We start from the raw sequence: 22,156 nt of genomic DNA on the forward strand, positions 1-22,156 counted from the left end.
CACGGTCGCGCGCGACACGGCGTCGGGCGCCGGCGCGGGGGCGGTGAGGCCGGCGGGGCTTCCGGCCTCGGTCCCGGCCGGTCCCGCCGCGGACGGCGCGCCGGAGGCCGGCGATGCCGTCGCGGTCGGCGCGGTCGGAGTCGGCGGCGACGGTCTCGACGCCGAGACCGTCGGGATCCGGATACGCGCGGGATCGGCGGTCGCTTCCGGCGGCTGCCCGGATGCGACGCCGGACGGGTCGCCGCTCCGGGCGGTGGCCGGCGCGGCCGGCGCCTCCACGTGGGCCACCGCAGCGGTGGAGCCGACCGGTCCGCCTCCCGCTCCGTCGGCGGGAGCAGCGGCGAGGGTCCTGGACAGCGCCCGCAGGGCATCCGATGGGAGTCCGCGGCTGCCCGGGGCGGACGCTGCCACCGCACCGGACGCGGAGCCCGCGGAAGACGGACCGGTCGATGCGGACTGCCCGGCCGGCACGGCCCCCGGGTGGCCCGGACCTCCGGCCGTGGGCCGCGGGGTACGACACGGGGTGCGCTGGGAGGCGGGCCCGACCAGTTCGGCAACCGCGCCGGACGCGGAGCCCGCGGGAGACGGACCGGTCGATGCGGACTGCCCGGCCGGCACGGTGCCCGGGTGGCCCGGACCTCCGGCCGTGGGCCGCGGGGTGCGACACGGGGTGCGCTGGGAGGCGGGCCCGACCAGTTCGGCAACCGCGCCGGACGCGGAGCCCGGCGGGCTCAGGTCCGTGGTCATGCTGCGACCTCCGGGTGGCCGGGTACGCGGGCGGGGGCGTCATGGGCGGAGAGGAAGGCGGAGACCGCGCGGTCCCAGCTGAAGAGCTCCGCGCGGGCGCGGGCGGCCTCGCGGCGTGCGGATTCGGGGCGCGAAAGGAGCTCCCGTACGGCGTCCGCGAAGGCTTCCGGGGTGTCGGGGGCCGCGATGCCGGCGTCGCCGATCACCTCCGGGAGGGCGGACGACGCGCTGGCGACGACCGGGGTGCCGCAGGCCAGGGCCTCCAGTGCGGACAGCCCGAAGGTCTCGGCCGGTCCCGGCGCCAGGCAGATGTCCGCCGCCGCCTGCAGGTCCGCGAGCGCCTCGCGGTCGGCGACGTGCCCCAGGAAGTGAACGGGCAGCCGCGCGTCCTGTGCACGCCGGGTCAGCCCGCTGCGCAGCGGACCCTCACCGGCGACGACGAGCGCCGCACGCACGCCGGCCCCGCGCAGCGTGGCGAGCGCGTCCAGCGCCATGCCCGGGCGCTTCTCCACGGACAGCCGGGAGCACATCAGCAGCAGGACCTCGGCGCCCTCGGCGTAGCGTGCCCGCAGCACCTTGCTGCGCCGCCCCGGCCGGCACCGGTCCAGCTCCACACCCAGTGGCGCGCGGACCACGTTGCTCGCGCCTATCCGGATGAACTCCCGTTCCGCCCACTCCGTGGTGCACACGATCCGCGAGTACGACCAGGCGCTGCGCCGGTTGAGCCGGTCCGCGGTGCGTTCGGCGAACGCGCTCGGCACGCCCCACGTGCGCAGTACGCCGTCCGCCGTCTCGTGGGAGACCATCACGGACGGTATCCGGTGCCGCCGTGCCCACTCGCCCGTCCAGCGCAGCGTGGTGCGGTCGGAGACCTCGAGCCGGTCGGGGGCGAGCTCCTCCAGGACCTGCCGCAGCCGCGTGCGGCCGGCGAGGACGCGGTAGCCGCCGGTGCCGGGCAGTTCGGGGCCGGGAAGGATGATGACCCTCCCCTGGGGGGTCATGGTGTCGGTCTCCGTGTCTCCGGGCATGACCAGAACCGGCTCGTGCCCGGCCGCGAGGTAGCCGCGGCCCAGCTCGCGGAGCGCGGTCCGCAGCCCGCCCGACGCGGGTGTCACGAAGTTCGCGAGCCGGACGATGCGCAGCCCGTTGGTGCCGCTCGTTCCGCGAGTACCGTTCGTACCGGTCATGCCGCCACCGCCGTCCGCTCCCGCAGCACCTCGGCGTAGTGCCCGAGGAGCTGGTCGCCGACCGCGGCCCACGTGCGGCCCTCGACCGTTTCGCGCCCTGCGTGCCCGTACGCCTCCCGGCGCGCGGGGTCCGCGACGAGGGCAGCGACCGCCTGCGTCACGGCCGCGGTGTCTCGGGGTGGGACGAGCAGTCCCGTGCGCCCGTGGTCGACGAGGTCCAGCGGCCCGCCGGCGGCCGGTGCGATCACGGGTACGCCGCTGGCCATGGCCTCCTGCACGGTCTGGCAGAAGGTTTCGTACGGGCCCGTGTGCGCGAACACGTCGAGCGAGGCGAAGATCCGCGCGAGGTCGTCGCCGGTGCGGCGGCCCATGAACACGGCACCGGGCAGCGCGTCGCGCAGGGACGCTCCGCTCGGCCCGTCCCCGACGACCACGACCTTCACCCCCGGCAGCCCGCAGGCGCCGGCGAGCAGTTCGACACACTTCTCCGGGGCGAGGCGGCCGACGTATCCGACGATCGTCTCGCCGTTCGGGGCGAGTTCGCGGCGCAGCGCCTCGTCCCGCAGCTCGGGCCGGAACCGCACGGTGTCCACGCCACGCGGCCACAGCCGCACCCGGGGCACTCCGTGCTCCTCGAGGTCGCGCAGCGCTGCGCTGGACGGAGCGAGGGTCCGGTCGGCCGCGGTGTGCACGGTACGGATGCGGCGCCACGCCGTGCCCTCGCCGGCGCCCATGTACGTACGGGCGTAACCGGCGAGGTCGGTCTGGTAGACGGCGACGGCGGGCAGCCCGAGCTTCGCCGCCACGCCCATCCCGCGCACCCCGAGCACGAAGGGGCTGGCGAGGTGGACGACGTCCGCCCGGTGCGCGGTGAGCGCGGCGGCCAGCCGCCGGCTGGGCAGGGCCACGCGGACCTGCGGATAGCCGGGCAGCGGAAGGGACGGCACGCGCACCACGGGGCACGGCGCTTCGATGTCGGGCCCGGCGACGGCCGGGGCGATGACCAGCGGATCATGACCGCGGTCGGCGAGGTGCCGGGCGGTCTGCAGGGCGCAGTGCGCCACACCATTGACGTCTGGCGGGAAGGATTCGGTGACGATGACGACACGCATAGGGGTGTTGTCGTCGTGCCGGGGGTGGTGCGGCCAACGTGGATCTTTCCGTGCGGGGAACGTCCTATGAGCGTTTGACCCACGCCCCCGCTTGGACGTCTTTTCCGGCCCGGGCCTGCCCCACGATGTCCTACCCTGCCCGTTTCGGCCATGCACCGACGGCGTTTCGGCCGCGCCGGGGGGCGACTGGGGGCAGCCCCCCGACCACTGACGCCCGTCACCGGCGGGCGGGCACGATGCGCGCCCGCAGCGCCCCCACCAGCGAGTGGACCCGTGTGTCCGTTATACGCCGGACAGGCTGAATGCGACCTGTCCGTCCTCAAACGCGGGACGGGTCAGGAGCGCGCCCGCCCGCACGGCCGGGCTCAAGCGCTCGCGCGACCGCCGCGCAGCAGATCGATGCTGCTGCGGATCAATGTGGAGGCGCGTCCGGGCCGATGCGGCTGTGGGCCGCCGTCTGGACCTCGGCCTCCTCGGCCGGGTCGGCGGCGAGGCGGCGGAGGCGATCGGCGACGCGCGCGTCGCCGGTTTCGGCGTGGAGCGCGGCGACTTCTCTCGTGGTCTCCTCGCAGTCCCACAGGCATTCGACGGCGAAGCCCGTGGCGAAGGAGGGGTCGGTCGCGGCGAGGGCGCGTGCCGTGCGGCCCCGCAGGTGCGAGGACGCGGTCTCGCGGTAGATGTGGCGCAGCACGGGCGCCGCGTTCTCGATGCCGAGCCTGCCCGCGCCGTCGACGAGGGTCCACAGGAGCGGGGCGTCGGGCCCGTCCGCACGGACGGTCTCGCGGAGGGCGCCGAGGACCAGCTGGGTGTCCTGGGCACCGCCTCGGCAGGCGAGGACGCCGGCGGCGGAGGCGCCGAGGGCGTCGGGCCGGTGGACCCAGCCGCGGGCCCGGTCGACGGCGGCCTCGCCGCACATCCGCTCGAAGGCCGACACGGCGGCATCGGCGACCACGCGGGACCCGTCGAGCAGGGCGGCCTCGATGAGGTCCGGCGCGGCGGGGTCCTGTGACTGGGCCAGGTAGTGCAGGGCTGCGCACCTGGCACCGTCGGGTCCGCTGCGCGCCGCCTCGATGATCGTCATTCGGTCGTCGGGTCCGGCGACGGCGGTGAGACAGCGGGCGGCCGGCACATGCAGCACGCTGCCGCGCTCGTGCCCCTGCTGGGCCCACTCGAAGACGGCCTGCACGCTCCAGCCCGGCCGGGGCCCGCTGGGCCGCAGCTGTCGCTGCCACCGGTCGAAGGAGCCGCGTTCCCGGGCGGCCCGCACCCGCGCGCCCACCGCTTCCCGCTGGTCCTCGGCCCACAGCCGCCACGGCCGCGGCTCGAAGGCGTCCCGTACGGCGGCGGCCAGCTCGGCGTCGCCCTCCGGGGTGGCCGGGAAGCGGGCGAGTACGGGTCCGGCGAGCAGGCGCAGCCCGCTGTCGTCGTCGCGCAGGGCGAGTTCGTCGAGGGCCCAGGCCCAGTTGGCTCCGGACGCGGCGTAGCGCCGCAGCAGGGAGAGGGCGTCGTCGCGTCCGTACGAGGCGAGGTGCCCGAGCACCGCGAGCGCGAGCCCGGTCCTCGTCTCGTCCGTGTCGATGTGGTCGTCGGCCCCGAAGAGATGGGCCTCGATCTCGTCGAGCCCACCGTGGAGATCCAGGTAGAGGCGTGCGTAGTAGAGGGAGCGGTTCTCCACCTGCCAGTCGTGGCGGGGGTCGCTCAGCACGCAGTGGTTGAGGGCCGCGAGGGCTTCGGCGCGGGGCGCGGCGAGCGCGTGGAGCGTGCCGTCGCCGCGGCCCCTCTGCAGCAGGCCGAGCAAGGTGCCGCTCGGCGCTATGACTGGTTCGAACATGGAAAATGCCTCACATCAAGCTGTCGACGCAACCGGGGGTGTGTTCGCCTAGGCCGCGCAGCAACATGATCGGCTGCCCGTCGTCTTCCGCTTGGTGTAAACCATCTTCCTCTGCCTCTCGTCGGTGGCCCGTTGCGGGCCCGACGTCATGATGACCCAGCCGTTTCGTCGCCGCGACCACATTTACGGCGCCGCTCTCACCTGGCGTTCAACACCCGTTCACTGCTTGCCGAACAGCTCCAGGAGCTCTGTCTTCCCAAACATCCGCGCGGTATCCACCGCGGACGGAGTTCCTGCTTCCGGATCCGCTCCGCCGTCGAGGAGGGTGCGGATCACGGCGTCCTCGCCCTTGAAGACGGCACCGGCGAGCGGGGTCTGGCCCCGGTCGTTGGCCCGGTCCGCGTCGGCTCCTCGGTCGAGGAGGGCCCGTACCGCCCGGTCGTGGCCGTGGTAGGCGGCGAGCATGACCAGCGAGTCGCCCTTGTCATTGGTGAGGTTCGCCGGCACACCGGCGTCGACGTAGGCGGCGAGCGCCTCGGCGTCGCCCTGACGCGCCAGGTCGAAAATCCTGGACGCGAGCTCGATCACCTCGGGGTCCGGGGTTTCACTCATGGGACGGACTACCTTCCGCTGCGTTGACCTGGTGCTGGGTGGTCTGGGTACGGGTGCCGAGTGCGGTCGGGCAGCACGTACGAGTGAATCGACAGGGTACTGCCCGTGGCGCGACATGACCGCGCCCGTCCACGGCAAAGATCAACGCGCCCCAGGCAACCAACCGGCGTGCGCCATCCGAGTGAAAAGTGCTGATATTCACCCGTTTGCACCTTTTATCGCATAGATACTTCCTGTGAGGCTGGAAGTACTCATGGTGACTGTCCCCTCAACCAGGAGAACAACTCATGATCCTGTCCATCTCAGGCGTCGTGCTGCTGGGAATCATCGTCTTCCTGTTCTTCAAGAAGGACGGGCTGAAGGCGTCGCACGCCCTGGTCAGCGCCCTCTTCGGCTTCTACCTCGCCGGCACGGCCATCGCCCCGAGCATCACAGCAGGCGGCGCCAGCCTCGCCAGCCTGCTGGGCGGGATCAAGTTCTGACGCCCCCGCACCACCCCTTCCACAACTCAAGGAGCAGGAGAACCACGTGGCCCGGCGACCACTCCCCCGCATTCTGAGCAACGGCACCGAACGGATCGCCCGCAGCCGAGAGCTCGCGCGGACAGCCGCCGACAACGCCACGGACGTCCTCCAACCACTCATCACGATCAGCCGCGGACTGCGGCTGCTGGCCGCCGCCGGACGGCGCAAATGGGCCGACACGCCGAAGGACCGACGTGGCCCCACGCTCTTCCTGGCGGCGGCCTGCGTGCTGGTGGTCACGCTCGTCCCGTACGGGCCGCTGCTCGGCCTGATCGCGACGATGGGACTGGCGGGGTGGATGGGGCGGGAGCGTACGCCTGTGCGGACCGGGCCCAACGAGGCGGAGGTGGCGCGGCTGAAGGCGCTCTACGAGGCACTCGTGCCGTACTTCTCCGTACCGGAGGACCCGAGTCCGCTGTTCGCCCACGGTGGGGAGTGGGCGAAGGCGTTCAGCGACCACCAGTTCGACGGCTCCGGCCGGCTGACGCGGCTGCGGGTGCGCTACCCGGCGTACTTCACCGACGGCGAGGCCGACGCGCGCGCCCGCATCGAGCAGCTGCTGCACGCGAAGTCGGGGCGGGGCCGCGAGTACCGCTTCGACTGGGACGAGGAGAGCAACGAGCTGGTCATGAGCGTGCTGCCCGCGCTCCCCACCACGATCGCCGCCCAGCCGTTCGTCACCGCTCCCGGGGAGACGGTGCTGGGCTTCACCGACGCGGGCGCCGTGCAGCGGACCGTGCCGGTCGTCATCGGCGGCGAGACCAAGGACGCCCCGCCGGTGGTGTGGCGCACCGGTCCCCGCTCGACGGAGCCGCATCTGCTGGCGGTCGGCCAGCCCGGGAGCGGTACGACCACGCTGCTGCGCTCGATCGCCCTCCAGGCGCTGGCGCACGGCGATGTGCTGATCGTGGAGGGCAGCGGCACCGGTGAGTACGCGTGCCTGACGGGGCGGACGGGCGTACTGGCCGTCGAGTGCGGGCTCGCCGGGGCACTGGCGAGCCTGGAGTGGGCGGCGCACGAGACGGAGCGGCGGCTCATCGCGGCGAACCGGGCCCGGCAGGCGGGGCACCCCGCGCCTGAGGACACCCGCCGTCCGCTGTGGATCCTCGTCGACCGGCCCAGTGTGTTCAGCCACCTCGCCGCGGCGGACGGGCGCACCGACCCGCAGCAACTGCTCCAGGTCCCGCTGAGGCACGGGCGGGCGGCGTCGGTGACGGTGGTCGTGACCGACCAGTACGACAGCCTGGAGTTCCTGTCCGAGACGGTACGGACCCACACGCGTGCCCGCGTCGTCCTGGGCCCGAGCACCCTCGGCCAGGTCGAGACGGTGCTGGGCGTTCCGCCGCACACGACTCCGACGTCCGACGTCCCGCCGGGCCGCGGGTACGTGCGCCTCGGCACCGCCGCGGTCCTGCGCCTCCAGGTCCCGGCGACCCCGGACCCGTACGACGAGACCACGAGCGAGCCCCACCGCCAGGCGGTCCTCGCCCTCCTCCCGGAACGCTCGGCTCCGTCCGCCGAGGACATCCCGGACCCGACCCCGGCCCCCGAAGCCACGGGAACCCCGGTCCCGGCCGAGGGCTGACGGCGGTCGCGACGCGCAGTGGCGCGCACCGCGACGACGGACCGGCACCACCCGCCCCCCGGGCCGAGGAGGGGCCGTGCAGGGTCGGCCCCGCAGGGGGCGGCGGCGAGTACCGGGCAACAAGCCGTGCGACCTGTGTGCCGCCGCCCCCGAGGAGTCGAGCCCGGAGGGCCCCGGACCCGCACCCACGGCACCGGGCACGCCCGGCAGCCCAGTCACTCCGGGCGGCCCTCACTCTCCGCCACCGGGCACGCCCCATGCCCCCCGCACCCCCAACCACCCGCGCCGCGGACGGCGGGGCCGTCAGGCCACGAACGTCCTCGGCGCCTCCGTGCCCGTCGTCGCCCCCGTCTCCACCAGCCGCGCCGCCGCCGCAAGCCGCACCGCAGCCTCCTCGGCGACCGGGCCACCGACCGTGAAGGGAAGGCGGACGTAACCCTCGAACGCCCCGTCGACCCCGAAGCGCGGGCCCGAGGGGACGCGGACGCCGACGCGTTCGCCCACCTCGGCGAGGCGGGAGCCCGACAGACCGCCGGCGCGGACCCAGAGGGTCAGGCCGCCCTGCGGGACGTCGAACTCCCAGTCGGGCAGTTCCCGGCGGACGGCCGCGACCAGGGCGTCGCGGTTCTCGCGGGCCTGGGCCCGGCGGACCGCGACCGCCTTCTCCCAGCCGCCCGTGCTCATCAGCCAATTGACGGCCAACTGCTCCAGGACCGGGGTGCCGAGGTCGGCGTACGCACGGGCCGCGACCAGCGAGCGGATGACGTCCGGGGCGGCCCGGACCCAGCCGATGCGCATGCCCGCCCAGAACGCCTTGCTGGCCGAGCCGACCGTGATGACGGTCGAGCCCGCCGCGTCGAAGGAACAGACGGGCCGGGGCATCTCCAGGTCCGGATCGAGGCAGAGTTCGGACATCGTCTCGTCGACGACGAGCACGGTCCCCGCCGACCGCGCGGCGTCCACGAGCGACCGGCGCTGCTCCTCGTCGGCCAGCGCGCCGGTGGGGTTGTGGAAATCGGCGACCACGTACGCGAGACGGGGCGCAGCGTCGCGCAGGACCTGGCGCCAGCGCGGCAGGTCCCAGCCCGCGAGCCCCTCGGCCATGGCCACGGGCACGAGCCTGGCCCCGGCCTCCCGCATGAGCTGGAGGATGTTCGCGTACGAGGGCGACTCGACCGCTATGCGTTCACCGCGCCCCGCGAAGAGATGGCAGATCGCGTCCATCGCGCCCATCGCACCCGTGGTGACCATGATCTGCTCGGGCATCGTCGGGATCCCGCGCTCGGTGTACCGGTCCGCGAGCATCTGGCGCAGCGCTGGCAGGCCCGCCGGGTAGTCGCCGTGGGTGTGCGCGTAAGGCGGCAGCTCCTCCAGCGCACCCTGGACACCGCGGGTCAGCCACGGCTCGGGGGCCGGCAGGGCCGCGCAGCCGAGGTCGATCATGGAGCCGAGCGACTCCGGCGGCAGGGGCTCCAGACCTCGCGCGGGCAGGGGGTTCCCGGCGGGGACCGCGGTCCAGCTGCCCGCGCCCCTGCGCGACTCGAGGAACCCTTCCGCGCGCAGGGCCTCGTACGCCGCCGCCACCGTCGTACGGCTCACGGCGAGGGCCACGGCGAGTTCGCGCTCGGCGGGCAGCCGCGCGGCGACCGGCACCCGGCCCTCGAGGACGAGGAGCCGGATGCCATCGGCGAGCGCGCGGTAGGCGGGCGGCTTGCGTGTGCCGGGGCCGGCCGGGCGGGGTTGCTGCCCGTTGAGCTGGCGAGCGAGCTGGGCTGCCCCCACCGCTGAAGTCCACTGCGCCATGGAAGTCAGTCCACCTTCCTCGGATTGGCCATGGTTGACATGTCTTTCCCAGCCACAGAGTGTCACGCATCAGTCCACTCTCACCACTGGGGGGCAGAATTTTGTCCACGCTGTTCCGTCGGCTGCTGCAGCTCTATCTCGGCCTCGCGCTGTACGGCGCGAGCTCCGCCCTCCTCGTCCGTGGCGGGCTCGGCCTCGAACCGTGGGGCGTGCTGCACCAGGGCCTCGCCGAGCGGACCGGACTGACCATCGGCGTGGTCTCGATCATCGTCGGCGCGGCCGTCCTGCTCCTGTGGATCCCGATCCGCCAGAAGCCGGGCCTCGGCACGGTCTCCAACGTCTTCGTCATCGGTGTCGCGATGGACGCCACCCTCGCGCTGGTGCCCGACGCGCACGGTCTCGCCGCCCAGATCCCGGTGATGGCCGCCGGGATCCTCCTCAACGGCGTGGCGACGGGCCTCTACATCTCCGCCCGCTTCGGCCCGGGCCCGCGCGACGGCCTGATGACGGGCCTCCACCGCCTCACGGGCCGCTCGATCCGCCTGGTCCGCACTGCGATCGAGGTCGCGGTCGTGGCCACCGGTTTCGTCCTGGGCGGATCGGTCGGCGTCGGCACGGTGGTGTACGCCCTGTCCATCGGCCCGCTGGCCCAGCTCTTCCTGCGCGTTTTCGCCATCCCGTCTGCGGACGAAGGAAGCCGGGTGGTCGCCGGGGCGTCACCGGAGCGAGTCATACTTCCGAAGTGACCCGCGAATCGCCCCCCCGGCATCCGTATCTCGACCACCCCTCCCCCATACCGTTCGCGCACCGCGGCGGCACGGCCGACGGGCTGGAGAACACGGCCGCCGCCTTCCGTCGCGCGGCGGCGACCGGCTACCGCTACTTCGAGACGGATGTGCACACCACAGCCGACGGGCAGCTGGTCGCCTTCCACGACTCGACGCTGGACCGGGTCACGGACGCCCGCGGCCGGATCGCGGACCTGCCGTGGAGCGAGGTGAGCCGGGCCAGGGTCGCGGGCAAGGAGCCGCTGCCGCTCTTCGAGGAGCTGCTGGAGGAGTTCCCCGAGGCCCGCTGGAACGTGGACATCAAGGCCGAGGGCGCGATCGAGCCGCTCGTCGACCTGGTGCGGCGCACGGCGGCCTGGGACCGGGTGTGCATCGGCTCGTTCTCGGAGAGCCGGGTGTCGCGGGCGCACCGGCTCGCGGGCCCGCGGCTGGCGACCTCGTTCGGCGTGCGCGGGGTGCTGGGGCTGCGGCTGCGCTCCTTCGGCATTCCGGCGGCGCTGCGTGCGGGCGCGGTCTGCGCGCAGGTCCCCGAGTCGCAGAGTGGCATCAAGGTCGTGGACCGGCGCTTCGTGCGGGAGGCCCACGCCCGCGGTCTCCAGGTGCACGTGTGGACGGTGAACGACGCGGATCGGATGGCCACCCTCCTGGACCTGGGAGTCGATGGCATCATGACCGATCATCTGGAGACGCTGCGCACGGTACTGACCGACCGGGGAGTCTGGGTCTGAGCGGTCCGTACGGTCCGGGCGCCGCGCCTCTTCTCCATGGGGACGATCGAGGGGGCGCCGCATGACCGCTGAGACCGCGGACCGGACCGCCGAGCCGGACGACGGCGAACGCCGGGGGCAGCAACGCGGGTGGTACTTCTACGACTTTGCCTGCTCCGTGTATTCCACGAGCGTGCTCACCGTCTTCCTCGGTCCCTATCTGACGTCGGTCGCCAAGGCCGCGGCGGACGCGGAGGGCTTCGTCCATCCGCTCGGCGTCCCGGTCCGGGCCGGTTCGGTCTTCGCGTACGCGGTGTCCGTCTCGGTGGTGCTGGCGGTGCTGGTGATGCCGCTCGCGGGCGCCGTGGCGGACCGCACGGGCCGGAAGAAGCCGCTGCTCGCCCTCTCGGCGTATCTGGGGGCCACCGCCACGGCGGGCATGTTCTTCCTGGACGGCGACCGCTATCTGCTGGGCGCGTTCCTGCTGATCGTCGCGAACGCGTCGCTGTCCGTATCGATGGTGCTCTACAACGCGTACCTGCCGCAGATCGCCGAGCCCGACGAGCGGGACGCGGTGTCCTCTCGGGGCTGGGCCTTCGGCTACACGTCTGGGGCGTTCGTGCTCGTGCTCGACCTGGTGCTGTACACGGGGCACGAGTCCTTCGGGCTGTCCGAGTCGGAGGCGGTGCGCATCTGTCTCGCGTCGGCCGGAGTGTGGTGGGGTGCGTTCACGCTCGTACCGCTGCGGCGGCTGCGCGACCGGCGCCTGGCGGCGGGCGACGGGCTCCCGCCGGGCGAGGGTGCGGTCGGGGCGGGCTGGCGGCAGCTCGTCGCGACGCTGCGGGACATGCGCCGGTATCCGCTGACGCTGTCGTTCCTGCTCGCGTACCTGGTCTACAACGACGGGGTGCAGACGGTGATTTCGCAGGCGTCGGTGTACGGCTCGGAGGAGCTGGGGCTGGATCAGACGACGCTGATCACGGCGGTGCTGCTGGTGCAGGTGCTGGCGGTGGTCGGTGCGCTGGGGATGGGACGGCTGGCCGGGGTGTACGGCGCGAAGCGGACGATCCTCGGCTCGCTCGCGGTGTGGACGCTCATCCTGGCGGCCGGGTACTTCCTGCCGGCGCGGACGCCGGTGTGGTTCTACGCACTCGCCGGCGCGATCGGGCTGGTGCTCGGCGGCAGCCAGGCGCTGTCGCGGTCGCTGTTCTCGCATCTGGTGCCGCGCGGCAAGGAGGCCGAGTACTTCTCCGCGTACGAGATGAGCGACCGCGGGCTGAGCTGGCTGGGCCCACTGGTGTTCGGTCTGGCATTCCAGCTGACGGGAAGCTACCGGGATGCCATCATCTCGTTGGTGATCTTCTTCGGACTGGGATTCGTGCTGCTCGCGCGGGTCCCGGTGCGGCGTGCGGTGGCGGCTGCGGGGAACCCCGTACCGGAACGGATTTAGACGTTGAAGTGAAAGGCCGGTAGTGTACGCCTTTGGCCTGCCAGGCGGACCGTTACTGCGTGCTGAAAACGTCAAAACGCTGGGTGACACTTTCTGCCAGATGTGACAAACCGGGCACTGGTGGGTACAACAAGGGGCGGCACGACGGGCAACGACGCATGACCCGCAACGGGAATGCAACGGGAATCTTTACCGCCGACCGGACGTTGACCGGATGACGACGACAGCGACACCTGTCCTGTGGGCGACAAGCCCGGGAGGCACGATTCATGAGTGAGCGAGCTCTTCGCGGCACGCGCCTCGTGGTGACCAGCTACGAGACCGACCGCGGCATCGATCTGGCCCCGCGCCAGGCGGTGGAGTACGCATGCCAGAACGGACATCGTTTCGAGATGCCGTTCTCGGTAGAGGCGGAGATTCCGCCGGAGTGGGAGTGCAAGGCGTGCGGCGCCCAGGCACTCCTGGTGGACGGGGACGGCCCCGAGGAGAAGAAGGGCAAGCCCGCGCGTACGCACTGGGACATGCTCATGGAGCGGCGCACCCGCGAGGAGCTGGAGGAAGTGCTGGCCGAGCGGCTGGCGGTCCTGCGCTCCGGCGCCATGAACATTGCGGTGCACCCGCGCGACAGCCGGAAGTCCGCGTAACGAGGCACCACCCATAGAGAACAAAGAGCCGCGGGCTGCCGCACACGGAAGGTGTGCCGCAGCCCGCGGCTTTTCTCGTCTCGGCACGGACGTCCCGCGGCACCTCGGACGCGCCGCCGGGTACGCGTGCGCGGCACGGTGCCGCCTGTGCGATACGGGGGAGGCGGCACCGCACCGGCCGGACTACGGGGTCAGTGGAGGGCGGGTGCTCTCGTCCTGGCGGCGCGGCGTGGGCGGCACGTCCTCGCGGATGACCTCACCCTGCACGATCTTTCCGTCCGGGCGGTGAATGCGGGCCTGCCGGAAGGCATCGCCGAGGGAACCGGGAGTGGCCTGCCGCATCCTGCGTTCCAGCGACTTCTCAGCGTAACGCCCCAGAGCCGCACGGACCGGCGGCACGAGCAGCAGCAGTCCCACGGCGTCGGAGATCAGACCGGGCAGCATCAGCAGCAGCCCGCCCAGCATCAGCAGACCGTTGCCGCTGCTCGGGCGGTCCCCAGGGGCGGCCGCGGGCGCGACGCCCGGCTGCTGCCGCTGAAGGGTCTCCGTGAGATTGCGGAAGGCGCGGCGGCCGGCCCGCTTGATGACCACGGCCCCGAGCACTGCGCCGCCCACGAGCAGGGCGAACACGGTGAGCCCGCCGGCCGCTCCGGCCACGACCGTCAGCAGCCAGATCTCCAGCACCAGCCAGGCGGCGATGCCGAGGGGAAGGAGGGTACGGGCGCGTGAGCGCCTGGGGGCGGTCGGTGTGGGTGCGCCGGTCGTCATGCCCCCCAGTGTGCCTGGGCGCCGGCCGGAGTGGCGTAAAGGTGAGATCAGGACGGGCGCTTGGACGAGCCCCGGCCCAGCAGGCGGTTGGCCCGCGAGCCGATGCCCCAGGCGGTGACCCGCCACAGCGCCTCGACGAGGATGTCCTTGCTCATCTTGGAGTCGCCCCGCTCCCGCTCGACGAACGTGATCGGGACCTCCACGACGTGGAAGCCGGCGCCGACGGCGCGGCGGGCCAGATCGACCTGGAAGCAGTAGCCCGCGGAGGCCACGTCGTCCAGGCCGAGGCCTTCCAGGGTCTCCTTGCGGAAGGCGCGGAAGCCTCCGGTGACATCGCGGATGGGGACGTCAAGGAGGACGCGGGAGTAGAGGCTGCCGCCCCGGGAGATGAACTCGCGGGACTTGGGCCAGTTGACGATCCGGCCGCCGGGGACCCAGCGGGAACCGAGGACGAGGTCGGCGCCCTTGAGCGCGGTGAGCAGCCGGGGCAGCTCCTCGGGCTGGTGGGAGCCGTCGGCGTCCATCTCGACGAGGACGCCGTAGCCGTGCTCGATGCCCCAGCGGAACCCCGCGAGATAGGCGGCGCCGAGCCCTTCCTTGCCCTTGCGGTGCAGGACGTGCACCTGTGCATCCTCGCCGGCGATCTCGTCGGCGATCTTGCCGGTGCCGTCGGGGCTGTTGTCGTCGGCGACCAGGATGTCGGCCTCCGGCACCGCTGCGCGCACCCGCGAGACGATCGGCTCGATGTTCTCCGCCTCGTTGTAGGTGGGGATGATCACCAAGGCTCTGCCGAGCGGGCCGTACCGCCTCTGACCACCGTCGTTCACTGCTGCCCCTAACGTCCGTACGCAGAGCCCCACCATAGCGAGCGCCGGTGGTGACACCACGGCGGCACGGACGAAGCGGCACGGACGAATGGGAGAACGGGTCAGGGTCCGGGTCCGGCGTCCTTCGGATCGGGGCCCGGCGTCCTTCGGGCCGGCCTGGGACCCGCTGGCTGCGGGTCGACCGAGAGCCGTTGTCTACTGAACGCCGGGCCCCACCCGGGTCGCACCTTCCCCCGAGCTCCTGCGGAGCAGGGGGGACCCCCACCGGCCGGAACCTTCCCTCGCCCCCGAGGCGCGAGCGCTGAACCTGGCTCCCAGTGGTGGGGCGCCGGTGCGGCGCACCACCCCATGACCCAGCGGCGTTCGACGACTGCGTGGAGGTTCGACCGGTCGGACGTCCTGTGGTGGACTCGGCCGAACCTACCGGCCCCCGGCCGCGGTCTGTCAACAGTCGTGTGATCTGCGGCGATTGACCGAATCGGCTGGTCAGTGACGAAGATCCGCAGGTCGCGACCGAACCTTCGGCGCGTCGATCGACGGTGCGAAATATCCCGATGTCACTCGTTCGGTCGTACGTAGACCGTTTGTCCGAAGACCACGGTTCGCAGGCAGACCGGGAGCGCCGTGCCGGGGGTGAGATCGGGCAGGCCAGGGGTGCCGGAACGGGGGTCCGTCGACCAGCGGGCGACCCGGTCGTCGGGGGCCTGGACGACGAGTTCGCCGGTGCGCCAGATCGCGTAGTCGGCGGGCGCGCCGGGCACCAGGGTGCCCGCGTCGTCCCGGCCGATCGCCCGCCAGCCGCCCCGGGTGTGGGCGGTGAACGCGGCGCGCACGGAGATCCGGTGCTCGGGCGTGCGGTGGAAGGCCGCGGCGCGGACCGTGCCCCAGGGGTCGAGCGGGGTCACCGGGCTGTCCGAGCCGAAGGCGAGCGGGACACCGGCGCGTAGCAGCGCGGCGTACGGGTTGAGGGTGCGGGCGCGCTCGATGCCCAGGCGCTGGGCGTACATTCCCGTGTCACCGCCCCAGGCCGCGTCGAAGGCGGGCTGCACGGAGGCGGTCAGTCCGTACTCGGCGAAGGCGGCGACGGTCTCGGGGGTGAGCATCTCGGCGTGCTCGACGCGGTGCCTGGCGGCCCGGATCCGGGCGAGGCCCAGGGCGTCCGCGGCCGCCCGCATTCCCTCGACGACATTGCTGATCGCATGGTCGCCGATGGCGTGGAAGCCGGCCTGGATCCCCGCCTCGGTGCAGGCCGTGACATGGGCGGCGACGGCCGCCGCGTCGAGATGGGCGACTCCGGAGTGCGGGGCGTCGGCGTAGGGCTCGTGGAGGCAGGCCGTGTGCGAGCCGAGCGAGCCGTCGGCGAAGAGGTCGCCGGCCGCGCCGACGGCCCCGAGGGCGCGCGCCCGCTCCACGTCCGTGTCGGCCCAGTAGCCGACGACGCGCGGACCCGGCTCGTCGGAGGCCGCCTTGAGGAGGCCGACGAAGTCGTCCTCGGACGAGATGTCCGGCCCCGCGCACTCGTGGACGGTGCCGATGCCCAGGGATGCGGCGTGCCGGAGCGCGGCACGCTGGGCCGCTGCCCGCTGCTCGGGGGAGACGGCGGCGTACGCGGCGGAGCGCACGGCGTGGTGGGCGTCCCCGGTCAGCGGCTCACCGTCACGGAAGCCCGGCATGCTCCGGACCCCCGGCACCAGGTCCAGCAGTGCGGTGGTGACGACGGCCGAATGGACGTCGATACGGGTGAGATAGAGCGGGCGGCCGCCGGTGAGCTCGTCCAGCTCGTCGCGCCGGGGCGGCCGCCGCTCGGGCCAGCGCGAGGCGTCCCAGCCGTGCCCGATGAGGATGCGGTCGGTGGGCCGCGCCGCCGCGTACGCGCGGATGCGGTCCGCGGACTCGGCGAGCGAGGCGGCGCCGGACAGGTCGAGGCCGGTGAGCGAGAGCCCGGTGGCCGTGGTGTGCACGTGTGCGTCCACGAACGCGGGGGTGACGAGGGCGCCCTCCAGGTCGATGACCTCGTCGACGCCGGACGCGAAGGCGTCCGCCGCCCCCTCGGAGCCCACCCAGGCGATGTGCCCGCGCTCCACGACCATGGCGGTGGCGAAGGGATCGGCGGGGCTGTGTACGTCACCACCGCGCAGCAGTACGGTGCGGTGTTCGGCCGGGGGCGCGCTCTCACTCATGGGGAACAGCCTAGATTCGCGGCGGCCGTGCCTCGTACGGGGTGGAGAGCACCACGGTCGTACGGGTGGACACGCCGGCCAGCGAGCGGATCTGCCCCAGTAGCTCCTCCAGCTCCAGCGGAGTGGCGACGCGGACCTTGAGGATGTAGTTCTCGTCGCCGGCGACGCTGTGGCAGGCCTCGATCTCGGGCACGCCGGCGAGCCGCTCGGCGATGTCGTCGGGGGCGCTGGGGTCGAAGGGTTTCACCGAGATGAACGCGGTGAGCGGCAGCCCGACCCCCTCCGAGTCCACGACGGCGGCGTACCCGCGGATGACGCCGCGCTGCTCGAGCCGCCGGACGCGCTGATGCACCGCCGAGGTGGACAGGCCCGTGGCCTTGCCCAGGTCGGTGTAGCTCATGCGCCCGTCCTTGACGAGCAACTCGACGATCTGACGATCCAGCTCCTCCATGCGGATCAACCTATTGCCCCAGGTCGCTTCCGGCACAGTCGGATGCGTCGTGGACGGGCACCTGCGGCAGGCATGTGACGAACACCACAGGCCGAGGGCCGTGTCCGTCGAGACCTCACGGTTACCCGAGGGGCCCGGAGGGAAGTGCTTGGTGTGGTCGAGGCCGCAAGTGCCTGGTCGGCCCACCCGAGGGGGAGAATCTCCATGCAGAGTGTGAAGCGCACCGGACGTACCGAACCGGAGCCTCTTGAATCCGTCGCATCCCACGAGGACGACGAGCTCGACGCCTACGACACGTTCGAGATGTACCGGGTGATCTGCCCGGACTGCGCGCAGCCGATCGCGCTGCTCGCCGACGAGGACGCGCTGCCGGAGCACGCACTGTGCCCGACGCCGTGGAATCCGTTCGTACTGTCGGTGTGTGCCGGGACCGGCCGGCCGTCCGTCGACGCACGGCCCGCCGACGAGTCCCTCGAGGTCCAGGAGCAGGACACCGCGCTCCTGTTGACGCTCCCCCAGGGGCTCGACTGGCGGACGCAGCCCTTCTCGCACGTCGGCGGTCCGGGCTCGCGCCCCATGAAGGTGCCCCGGATGCGGCGGGCCGCCTGAGGTCCACCCGCCGGTCCGCTCTACCCGTACGTGCCCTGCACCATGGCGGCGAGGCTGTCGTGGTGCAGGATCATCCGGTCCGGGTTCTCCGGCACCTCCACCTCCTTGAAGTGCACCTGGCGGTACGCCACGCGCAGCATCACGACGGCGTGCCGCAGGGCGGCGTAGAGGGTGTAGAAGTCCATGTCGCGCGGTGTGTGGCCGGTGAGTTCGGCGTAGCGCCGCTCGATGCGGTCGCGGCGCAGGAAGTCCGGCAGTCCGGCCTGGCCGAAGCCGACGGTCAGATCCTGGAAGAAGCGGTGCAGGTAGACCGTCCAGCCGAGGTCGACCTCGCGCGGGGCGAGCGCGGCCATCTCCCAGTCGAGGACCGCGGCGGGGACGAAGCCGTCGTAGATGATGTTGCCGATGCGCGCGTCGCCCCAGTTCTGTACGGCGGGGCCCTCGTCGGCGGGCCAGAGCGCCTCCAGCCGGTCGAAGGCCCGCTCGATGAGCGGTGAGCGCGGCAGCCCGTCCACGACCCAGCCGTAGTAGTCGCGTTGGACGTCCACGTGGCGTCTCAGGGCGCTGCCCTCGGTGGCCGTGGCCGCGACCGGGTACTGGTCGTGGAGCCGGGCGATGAGGGAGACGGTGGCCTCCTCCAAGTCGGCGCGTTCGGCGTCGGTCGCCGCGTGCAGCCAATTGCCCTCGTATGTATAGGGCATGACGTCCGGCGGCACGCGGCCGTCGACCCGCTCCATGACGAAGAACGGTGCGCCCAGCGGCACCGGATCCTCCTCCAGCCACAGCACGCGCGGCACGGGCACATCGGTGTGCCGGGCGACGCCGCGCATGATCTCGTACTGCGCGCGCAGGTCGTAGACGGGGAAGATCGTGTACGCGTCCGGGTCGGCGGCGAGACGCAACGCGCAGGCGCGCAGGGGCGGTTCAGGGTGGTCGATGTCGAAGAGCAGCGTCTCGCTGGACATGCCGTTGGACTCGGGTACGCGGATGTTCGCGACCTTGGCCCCGGGCAGCCGGGCGTCCAGCCAGGCGGTCAGCCGGAGAGCGAGCGACTGCGGGTCACGGGTGGTGGTGCGGGGGCGGGGTGCCGTGGGCATGGCGGATGCTCCTCGCGGGGTGGTGGGTGGGTTGTTCGGGCTGGGGCACGGGTGGGCGTCGCCCTCACCGCACACCCCCTACGCGACCGAGTCGTAGCCCGTGAAGCCGCTCGGGTCGTGGCGGCCGAAGGTGCCGTGCTCGAAGATCCCGTAGCCGGTGCGGCCTTCGAGGGTGAAGCGCGCGGCATGGTCGGTGACCCCGTAGGCGGCCATGGAGTGGGCCGCGGGGTCCGAGAGGTGGTACGTCCGGCGGTCGGTCCAGTCGCGGCCCCGCCACGTGCCGTGCTGCCAGTCGCCGGCGGGCGGGTAGCCGGCGCCGACGGCGAGCGGGGACGAGCAGAGGGTCTCCACACCCAGCTCCAGAGGCTTGCGGGCCGGGTCGGTCAGATGGATGACCGCACGCTCGGGGTGGCGTGTGCCAGGCCGGTAGGTGATGTCGGTGTGGGGCCAGCCGAGCTGGACGTCGCGCGCGCCGGCGCGTACGAGCACGGCCTCGTTGAGGGTGCGGTGGCCGTCGGCGTCCTCCTGGGCGATGACCATCAGGAAGCGGTCGTCGAAGCGGACGGGCACCCAGAGCCAGTGGAAGCCCTCCGGGCGGAACTCGTCGGCGCGGCCCGGCTCTTCGCCGGGTATGGGCCGCACCCCCCAGCTGCGGTCGCGCGTGCCGGTCCACTCCCCCGCCGTCACGGTGAACTCCTCGCCGCCCGCCCGGATCGTGCCGGTGCAGTGACCGGCCTGCACGAAGCGGCGTCCTTCGAGGATCAGCCGCTCGCCGCGCCGCTGGACGTGGTGGGGTTCCCATACGGCCGGGAAGTCGGCCTGCCAGACGATGTCGTACGAGAACGACCCGGGGTCGCCGGGATCGGCCTCGCAGCGCAGCCGGATCCGCCGCAGCGGTTCGTCGACCGTGATGTGCAGCGGTCCGACCGACAGGCGCATCCGGTCGTCGCCGAGCGCGTCGGACGCCCGTACGGCGTGCAGCTGGTCGCCGATGCGGACGGTGGCGTGGGCGTCGATGATCCCGGCGTTGGGGTAGACGCCCAGGCCCGCGACGAGGAGCGCGCGGCCCTCGTGGTCGAGGACATGGAAGATGCACCGGTCGTAGGCGTTGCGATCGCCCGTGACGACGTGCTTCATCGAGAGCGGAGCCTGGTGGATCGGGTACTCGTCGAGCGCGATCGGACGGTCCTCTGACACGGCGGCCTCCAGGTCGGCAGGGGAATTGACGGTACGTCAGAAAGCCCGCCGAGGGCCATACTCGTGTCACCGCCGCGGGCCCGCGGGGCGGAGCGTGCGCGCACGTTCGACCGGAGCGCTCCCCGGCCGCCCCGGAGGCGCGTAAGGGGCCGTCCCCGGACCGTCGCACGACCGCTTCGGGGCACGCCGGAGCCCGCCGGAGCCACCTCTGCCCGCGTACCCCCACGACGGGTACAACACGAACTGCCGCTCGAATCGGCGTGACGGTGACCCCACGCGGCCGACGGACGTTTTGACGGGCATGACCCCGCAGTACCCCCTGGGCGGCCCAGGCCGCCGGCGCCTGACGACGCCACGTCAGGAAGAATCGGTTCCGCACTCGGCGGATCCGCCTATCTACCGCGATCTGCTGCGCAACTGGGCGAGCGCGGGCCGGACCCTGCCGGGCCGCCGTGACCAGGAGTGGAACAGGCTCACGGCGGCGCCGGCGTGGACCCGGCGGACGGGATGGGTCAGCGGGACTCTGGCCCAGCGAGGTGACGGGCGATGACCATGCGCTGGATCTGATTGGTGCCCTCGACGATCTGGAGCACCTTGGCCTCGCGCATGAGCCGCTCGACCGGGAAGTCCGCGGTGTAGCCGTACCCGCCGAGGATCTGGACCGCGTCCGTGGTCACCTGCATCGCCGCGTCCGTGCAGAACAGCTTGGCCATGGCGGCCTGCTGGGAGAACGGCCTGCCCGCGTCCCTCAGCCGGGCGGCGGCGAGGTACAGCGAGCGGCCCGCCTCGATCTTCGTCGCCATATCGGCGAGCATGAAGCGCAGCCCCTGGAAGTCCGCGATGGGGTGGCCGAACTGCTGCCTGCCGGTGGCGTACGAGACCGCCTCGTCGAGCGCCGCCTGGGCGACACCGATGGCGCAGGCCGCGATGCCGAGGCGCCCGGAATCCAGCGCCGAGAGCGCGATCGCGAAGCCCTGTCCCTCGTCGCCGACGCGGCGGGCGTCCGGGACGCGTACGCCGTCGAAGTGCAGCTGAGCCGTGGGCGAGCCCTTCATGCCCATCTTCTTCTCGGGCGCGGCAGCGCTCAGGCCCTCCGCGTCGCCCGGCACCAGGTACGCGGTGATGCCGCGCGGACCCTCACCGCCCGAGCGGGCGAGAACGGTGTAGAAGTCGGCGACCCCGCCGTGGGTGATCCAGGCCTTGGTGCCGGTGAGCACCCAGTCGCCCCCGTCGCGCACCGCCTTCGTCCGCAAGGAGGCGGCGTCCGAGCCGGAGGACGGCTCGGAGAGGCAGTAGGCGCCCAGCAGCCCGCCGCCGAGCATCGCGGGGAGGTGCTCGGCCTGCTGCTCCTTGGTGCCGTAGTTGGCCAGGGCATGGCAGGCGAGCGTGTGGACGCTGACGCCGAGGCCGACGGTGAGGCGGGCGGCGGCGAGCTCCTCGAGCACCTGGAGGTAGACCTCGTACGGCTGGCCGCCGCCGCCGTAGGCGGAGTCGTACGGCAGGCCGAGCAGACCGGAGTCGGAGAGCAGCGCGAACGTGTCGCGCGGGAAGTGACCCGCGTCCTCCTCCTCGGCCGCGCGGGGTGCGATCTCCCGCTGGGCGATCTCTCGGACCAGGGCGATGAGATCCCTGGACTCCTCGGTGGGCAGCATGCGGTCCACCGGCTGCGGGGCGCGGTCGGGCATTACGGCGCTCTCCTCCCTGTCGGGCGCTGCGGCGGTCGCGCGCGAAGGGTAGGGCGGCGCCGCCGGATGTCACTTGGTGCGCCGATGCTGCCCTCCCGGATCACGGAAGTGGCTGACCAGCGGCTGTGGCGGGTTGAGTATGCCCGATCCGGGGGCTTCCGTCACGGGGTGGAATTTTCCCTTCCGCTTTGCCGCGGCACTCTTCGGGCCCTTCCCGAACACTCCTCGGAATTGGTCCGAACCATTGACTCAGTGGTCTAGAAGATCACTGAAAATCTCGGTTCTGGCCTCGCGCGTACTGGTGTGGGGCCAGACTGCTGCGTATGCAGGGGGAATGGGGCGGGGAGAGCGT

Annotated in this window: 19 protein-coding genes; 7 read left to right on the top strand and 12 right to left on the bottom strand. The window is 72.7% G+C overall.

What is annotated here, in order from left to right; all coding sequences use genetic code 11:
* Positions 1 to 743: 743 nt before the first annotated feature.
* From ACFV9O_RS27065 to ACFV9O_RS27080, 4 genes are all read right to left on the bottom strand, one after another.
* Positions 744 to 1,934: a glycosyltransferase gene (locus tag ACFV9O_RS27065; RefSeq protein WP_385422169.1), complete on the bottom strand. Its 1,191-nt coding sequence runs from the start codon at positions 1,932 to 1,934 to the stop codon at positions 744 to 746.
* Entirely contained in the window at positions 1,931 to 3,046 is a 1,116-nt protein-coding gene (locus ACFV9O_RS27070) for a glycosyltransferase family 4 protein (protein ID WP_385422171.1), read from the bottom strand. The genes ACFV9O_RS27065 and ACFV9O_RS27070 overlap by 4 nt, the downstream gene beginning before the upstream one ends.
* Before the next feature lie 412 nt (positions 3,047 to 3,458).
* The gene (locus ACFV9O_RS27075) at positions 3,459 to 4,877 is read right to left on the bottom strand and encodes a HEAT repeat domain-containing protein (RefSeq protein ID WP_385422173.1); all 1,419 of its coding nucleotides are present in this window, start codon (positions 4,875 to 4,877) and stop codon (positions 3,459 to 3,461) included.
* A gap of 219 nt (positions 4,878 to 5,096) precedes the next feature.
* Complete coding sequence (locus ACFV9O_RS27080; RefSeq protein WP_385422175.1) at positions 5,097 to 5,489, bottom strand: ankyrin repeat domain-containing protein; 393 nt, start codon at positions 5,487 to 5,489, stop codon at positions 5,097 to 5,099.
* 287 nt (positions 5,490 to 5,776) lie between these two features.
* Between ACFV9O_RS27080 and ACFV9O_RS27085 the strand changes: the two genes are divergently transcribed.
* Positions 5,777 to 5,971, top strand: a complete 195-nt coding sequence (locus ACFV9O_RS27085; RefSeq protein WP_093658158.1) for a hypothetical protein — start codon at positions 5,777 to 5,779, stop codon at positions 5,969 to 5,971.
* Positions 5,972 to 6,017: 46 nt separating this feature from the next.
* Positions 6,018 to 7,598, top strand: coding sequence for a hypothetical protein (locus tag ACFV9O_RS27090; protein WP_385422177.1), 1,581 nt, complete (start codon positions 6,018 to 6,020; stop codon positions 7,596 to 7,598).
* A 303-nt stretch (positions 7,599 to 7,901) separates the two neighbouring features.
* On the opposite strand, the gene ACFV9O_RS27095 is transcribed toward ACFV9O_RS27090, so the two are convergent.
* Entirely contained in the window at positions 7,902 to 9,401 is a 1,500-nt protein-coding gene (locus ACFV9O_RS27095; RefSeq protein WP_385422179.1) for a PLP-dependent aminotransferase family protein, read from the bottom strand.
* A gap of 68 nt (positions 9,402 to 9,469) precedes the next feature.
* On the opposite strand from ACFV9O_RS27095, the gene ACFV9O_RS27100 reads away from it, so the two are divergent.
* The 4 genes from ACFV9O_RS27100 to ACFV9O_RS27115 all read left to right on the top strand — a co-directional run bounded on the left by ACFV9O_RS27100 (position 9,470) and on the right by ACFV9O_RS27115 (position 12,990).
* Complete coding sequence (locus ACFV9O_RS27100; RefSeq protein WP_385422207.1) at positions 9,470 to 10,147, top strand: YitT family protein; 678 nt, start codon at positions 9,470 to 9,472, stop codon at positions 10,145 to 10,147.
* Positions 10,144 to 10,917, top strand: a complete 774-nt coding sequence (locus ACFV9O_RS27105; protein ID WP_385422181.1) for a glycerophosphodiester phosphodiesterase family protein — start codon at positions 10,144 to 10,146, stop codon at positions 10,915 to 10,917. Before ACFV9O_RS27100 ends, ACFV9O_RS27105 begins: the two co-directional genes overlap by 4 nt.
* A 61-nt stretch (positions 10,918 to 10,978) precedes the next feature.
* Positions 10,979 to 12,346 carry an MFS transporter gene (locus ACFV9O_RS27110; RefSeq protein ID WP_385422183.1) on the top strand — a complete coding sequence of 456 codons (1,368 nt, stop codon included), beginning with the start codon at positions 10,979 to 10,981 and terminating at the stop codon, positions 12,344 to 12,346.
* A 269-nt stretch (positions 12,347 to 12,615) separates the two neighbouring features.
* Positions 12,616 to 12,990, top strand: a complete 375-nt coding sequence (locus tag ACFV9O_RS27115) for an RNA polymerase-binding protein RbpA (protein ID WP_003959706.1) — start codon at positions 12,616 to 12,618, stop codon at positions 12,988 to 12,990.
* A 183-nt stretch (positions 12,991 to 13,173) separates the two neighbouring features.
* On the opposite strand, the gene fxsA is transcribed toward ACFV9O_RS27115, so the two are convergent.
* The 4 genes from fxsA to ACFV9O_RS27135 form a co-directional block, all read right to left on the bottom strand.
* Positions 13,174 to 13,758 (bottom strand): FxsA family membrane protein, encoded by a 585-nt coding sequence (gene fxsA, locus ACFV9O_RS27120; RefSeq protein WP_385422185.1) that lies wholly within the window; start codon positions 13,756 to 13,758, stop codon positions 13,174 to 13,176.
* Positions 13,759 to 13,805: 47 nt separating this feature from the next.
* Entirely contained in the window at positions 13,806 to 14,585 is a 780-nt protein-coding gene (locus ACFV9O_RS27125) for a polyprenol monophosphomannose synthase (protein WP_385422187.1), read from the bottom strand.
* Positions 14,586 to 15,142: 557 nt separating this feature from the next.
* Positions 15,143 to 16,765 (bottom strand): amidohydrolase, encoded by a 1,623-nt coding sequence (locus ACFV9O_RS27130; protein WP_385422189.1) that lies wholly within the window; start codon positions 16,763 to 16,765, stop codon positions 15,143 to 15,145.
* Positions 16,766 to 16,775: 10 nt separating this feature from the next.
* Positions 16,776 to 17,216, bottom strand: coding sequence for an Lrp/AsnC family transcriptional regulator (locus ACFV9O_RS27135; protein ID WP_385422191.1), 441 nt, complete (start codon positions 17,214 to 17,216; stop codon positions 16,776 to 16,778).
* 204 nt (positions 17,217 to 17,420) lie between these two features.
* On the opposite strand from ACFV9O_RS27135, the gene ACFV9O_RS27140 reads away from it, so the two are divergent.
* Positions 17,421 to 17,825 (top strand): hypothetical protein, encoded by a 405-nt coding sequence (locus tag ACFV9O_RS27140; RefSeq protein ID WP_385422193.1) that lies wholly within the window; start codon positions 17,421 to 17,423, stop codon positions 17,823 to 17,825.
* Positions 17,826 to 17,845: 20 nt separating this feature from the next.
* Here ACFV9O_RS27140 and ACFV9O_RS27145 read toward each other — a convergent pair whose 3' ends face one another.
* The 3 genes from ACFV9O_RS27145 to ACFV9O_RS27155 all read right to left on the bottom strand — a co-directional run bounded on the left by ACFV9O_RS27145 (position 17,846) and on the right by ACFV9O_RS27155 (position 21,804).
* Entirely contained in the window at positions 17,846 to 18,922 is a 1,077-nt protein-coding gene (locus ACFV9O_RS27145; protein WP_385422195.1) for a phosphotransferase family protein, read from the bottom strand.
* A 78-nt stretch (positions 18,923 to 19,000) separates the two neighbouring features.
* Positions 19,001 to 20,119, bottom strand: a complete 1,119-nt coding sequence (locus ACFV9O_RS27150; RefSeq protein ID WP_385422197.1) for a hypothetical protein — start codon at positions 20,117 to 20,119, stop codon at positions 19,001 to 19,003.
* 512 nt (positions 20,120 to 20,631) lie between these two features.
* Positions 20,632 to 21,804: an acyl-CoA dehydrogenase family protein gene (locus ACFV9O_RS27155; protein ID WP_385422199.1), complete on the bottom strand. Its 1,173-nt coding sequence runs from the start codon at positions 21,802 to 21,804 to the stop codon at positions 20,632 to 20,634.
* Positions 21,805 to 22,156 lie beyond the last annotated feature (352 nt).

The sequence above is a fragment of the Streptomyces sp. NPDC059909 genome (assembly GCF_042730885.1).
GTDB lineage: Bacteria > Actinomycetota > Actinomycetes > Streptomycetales > Streptomycetaceae > Streptomyces.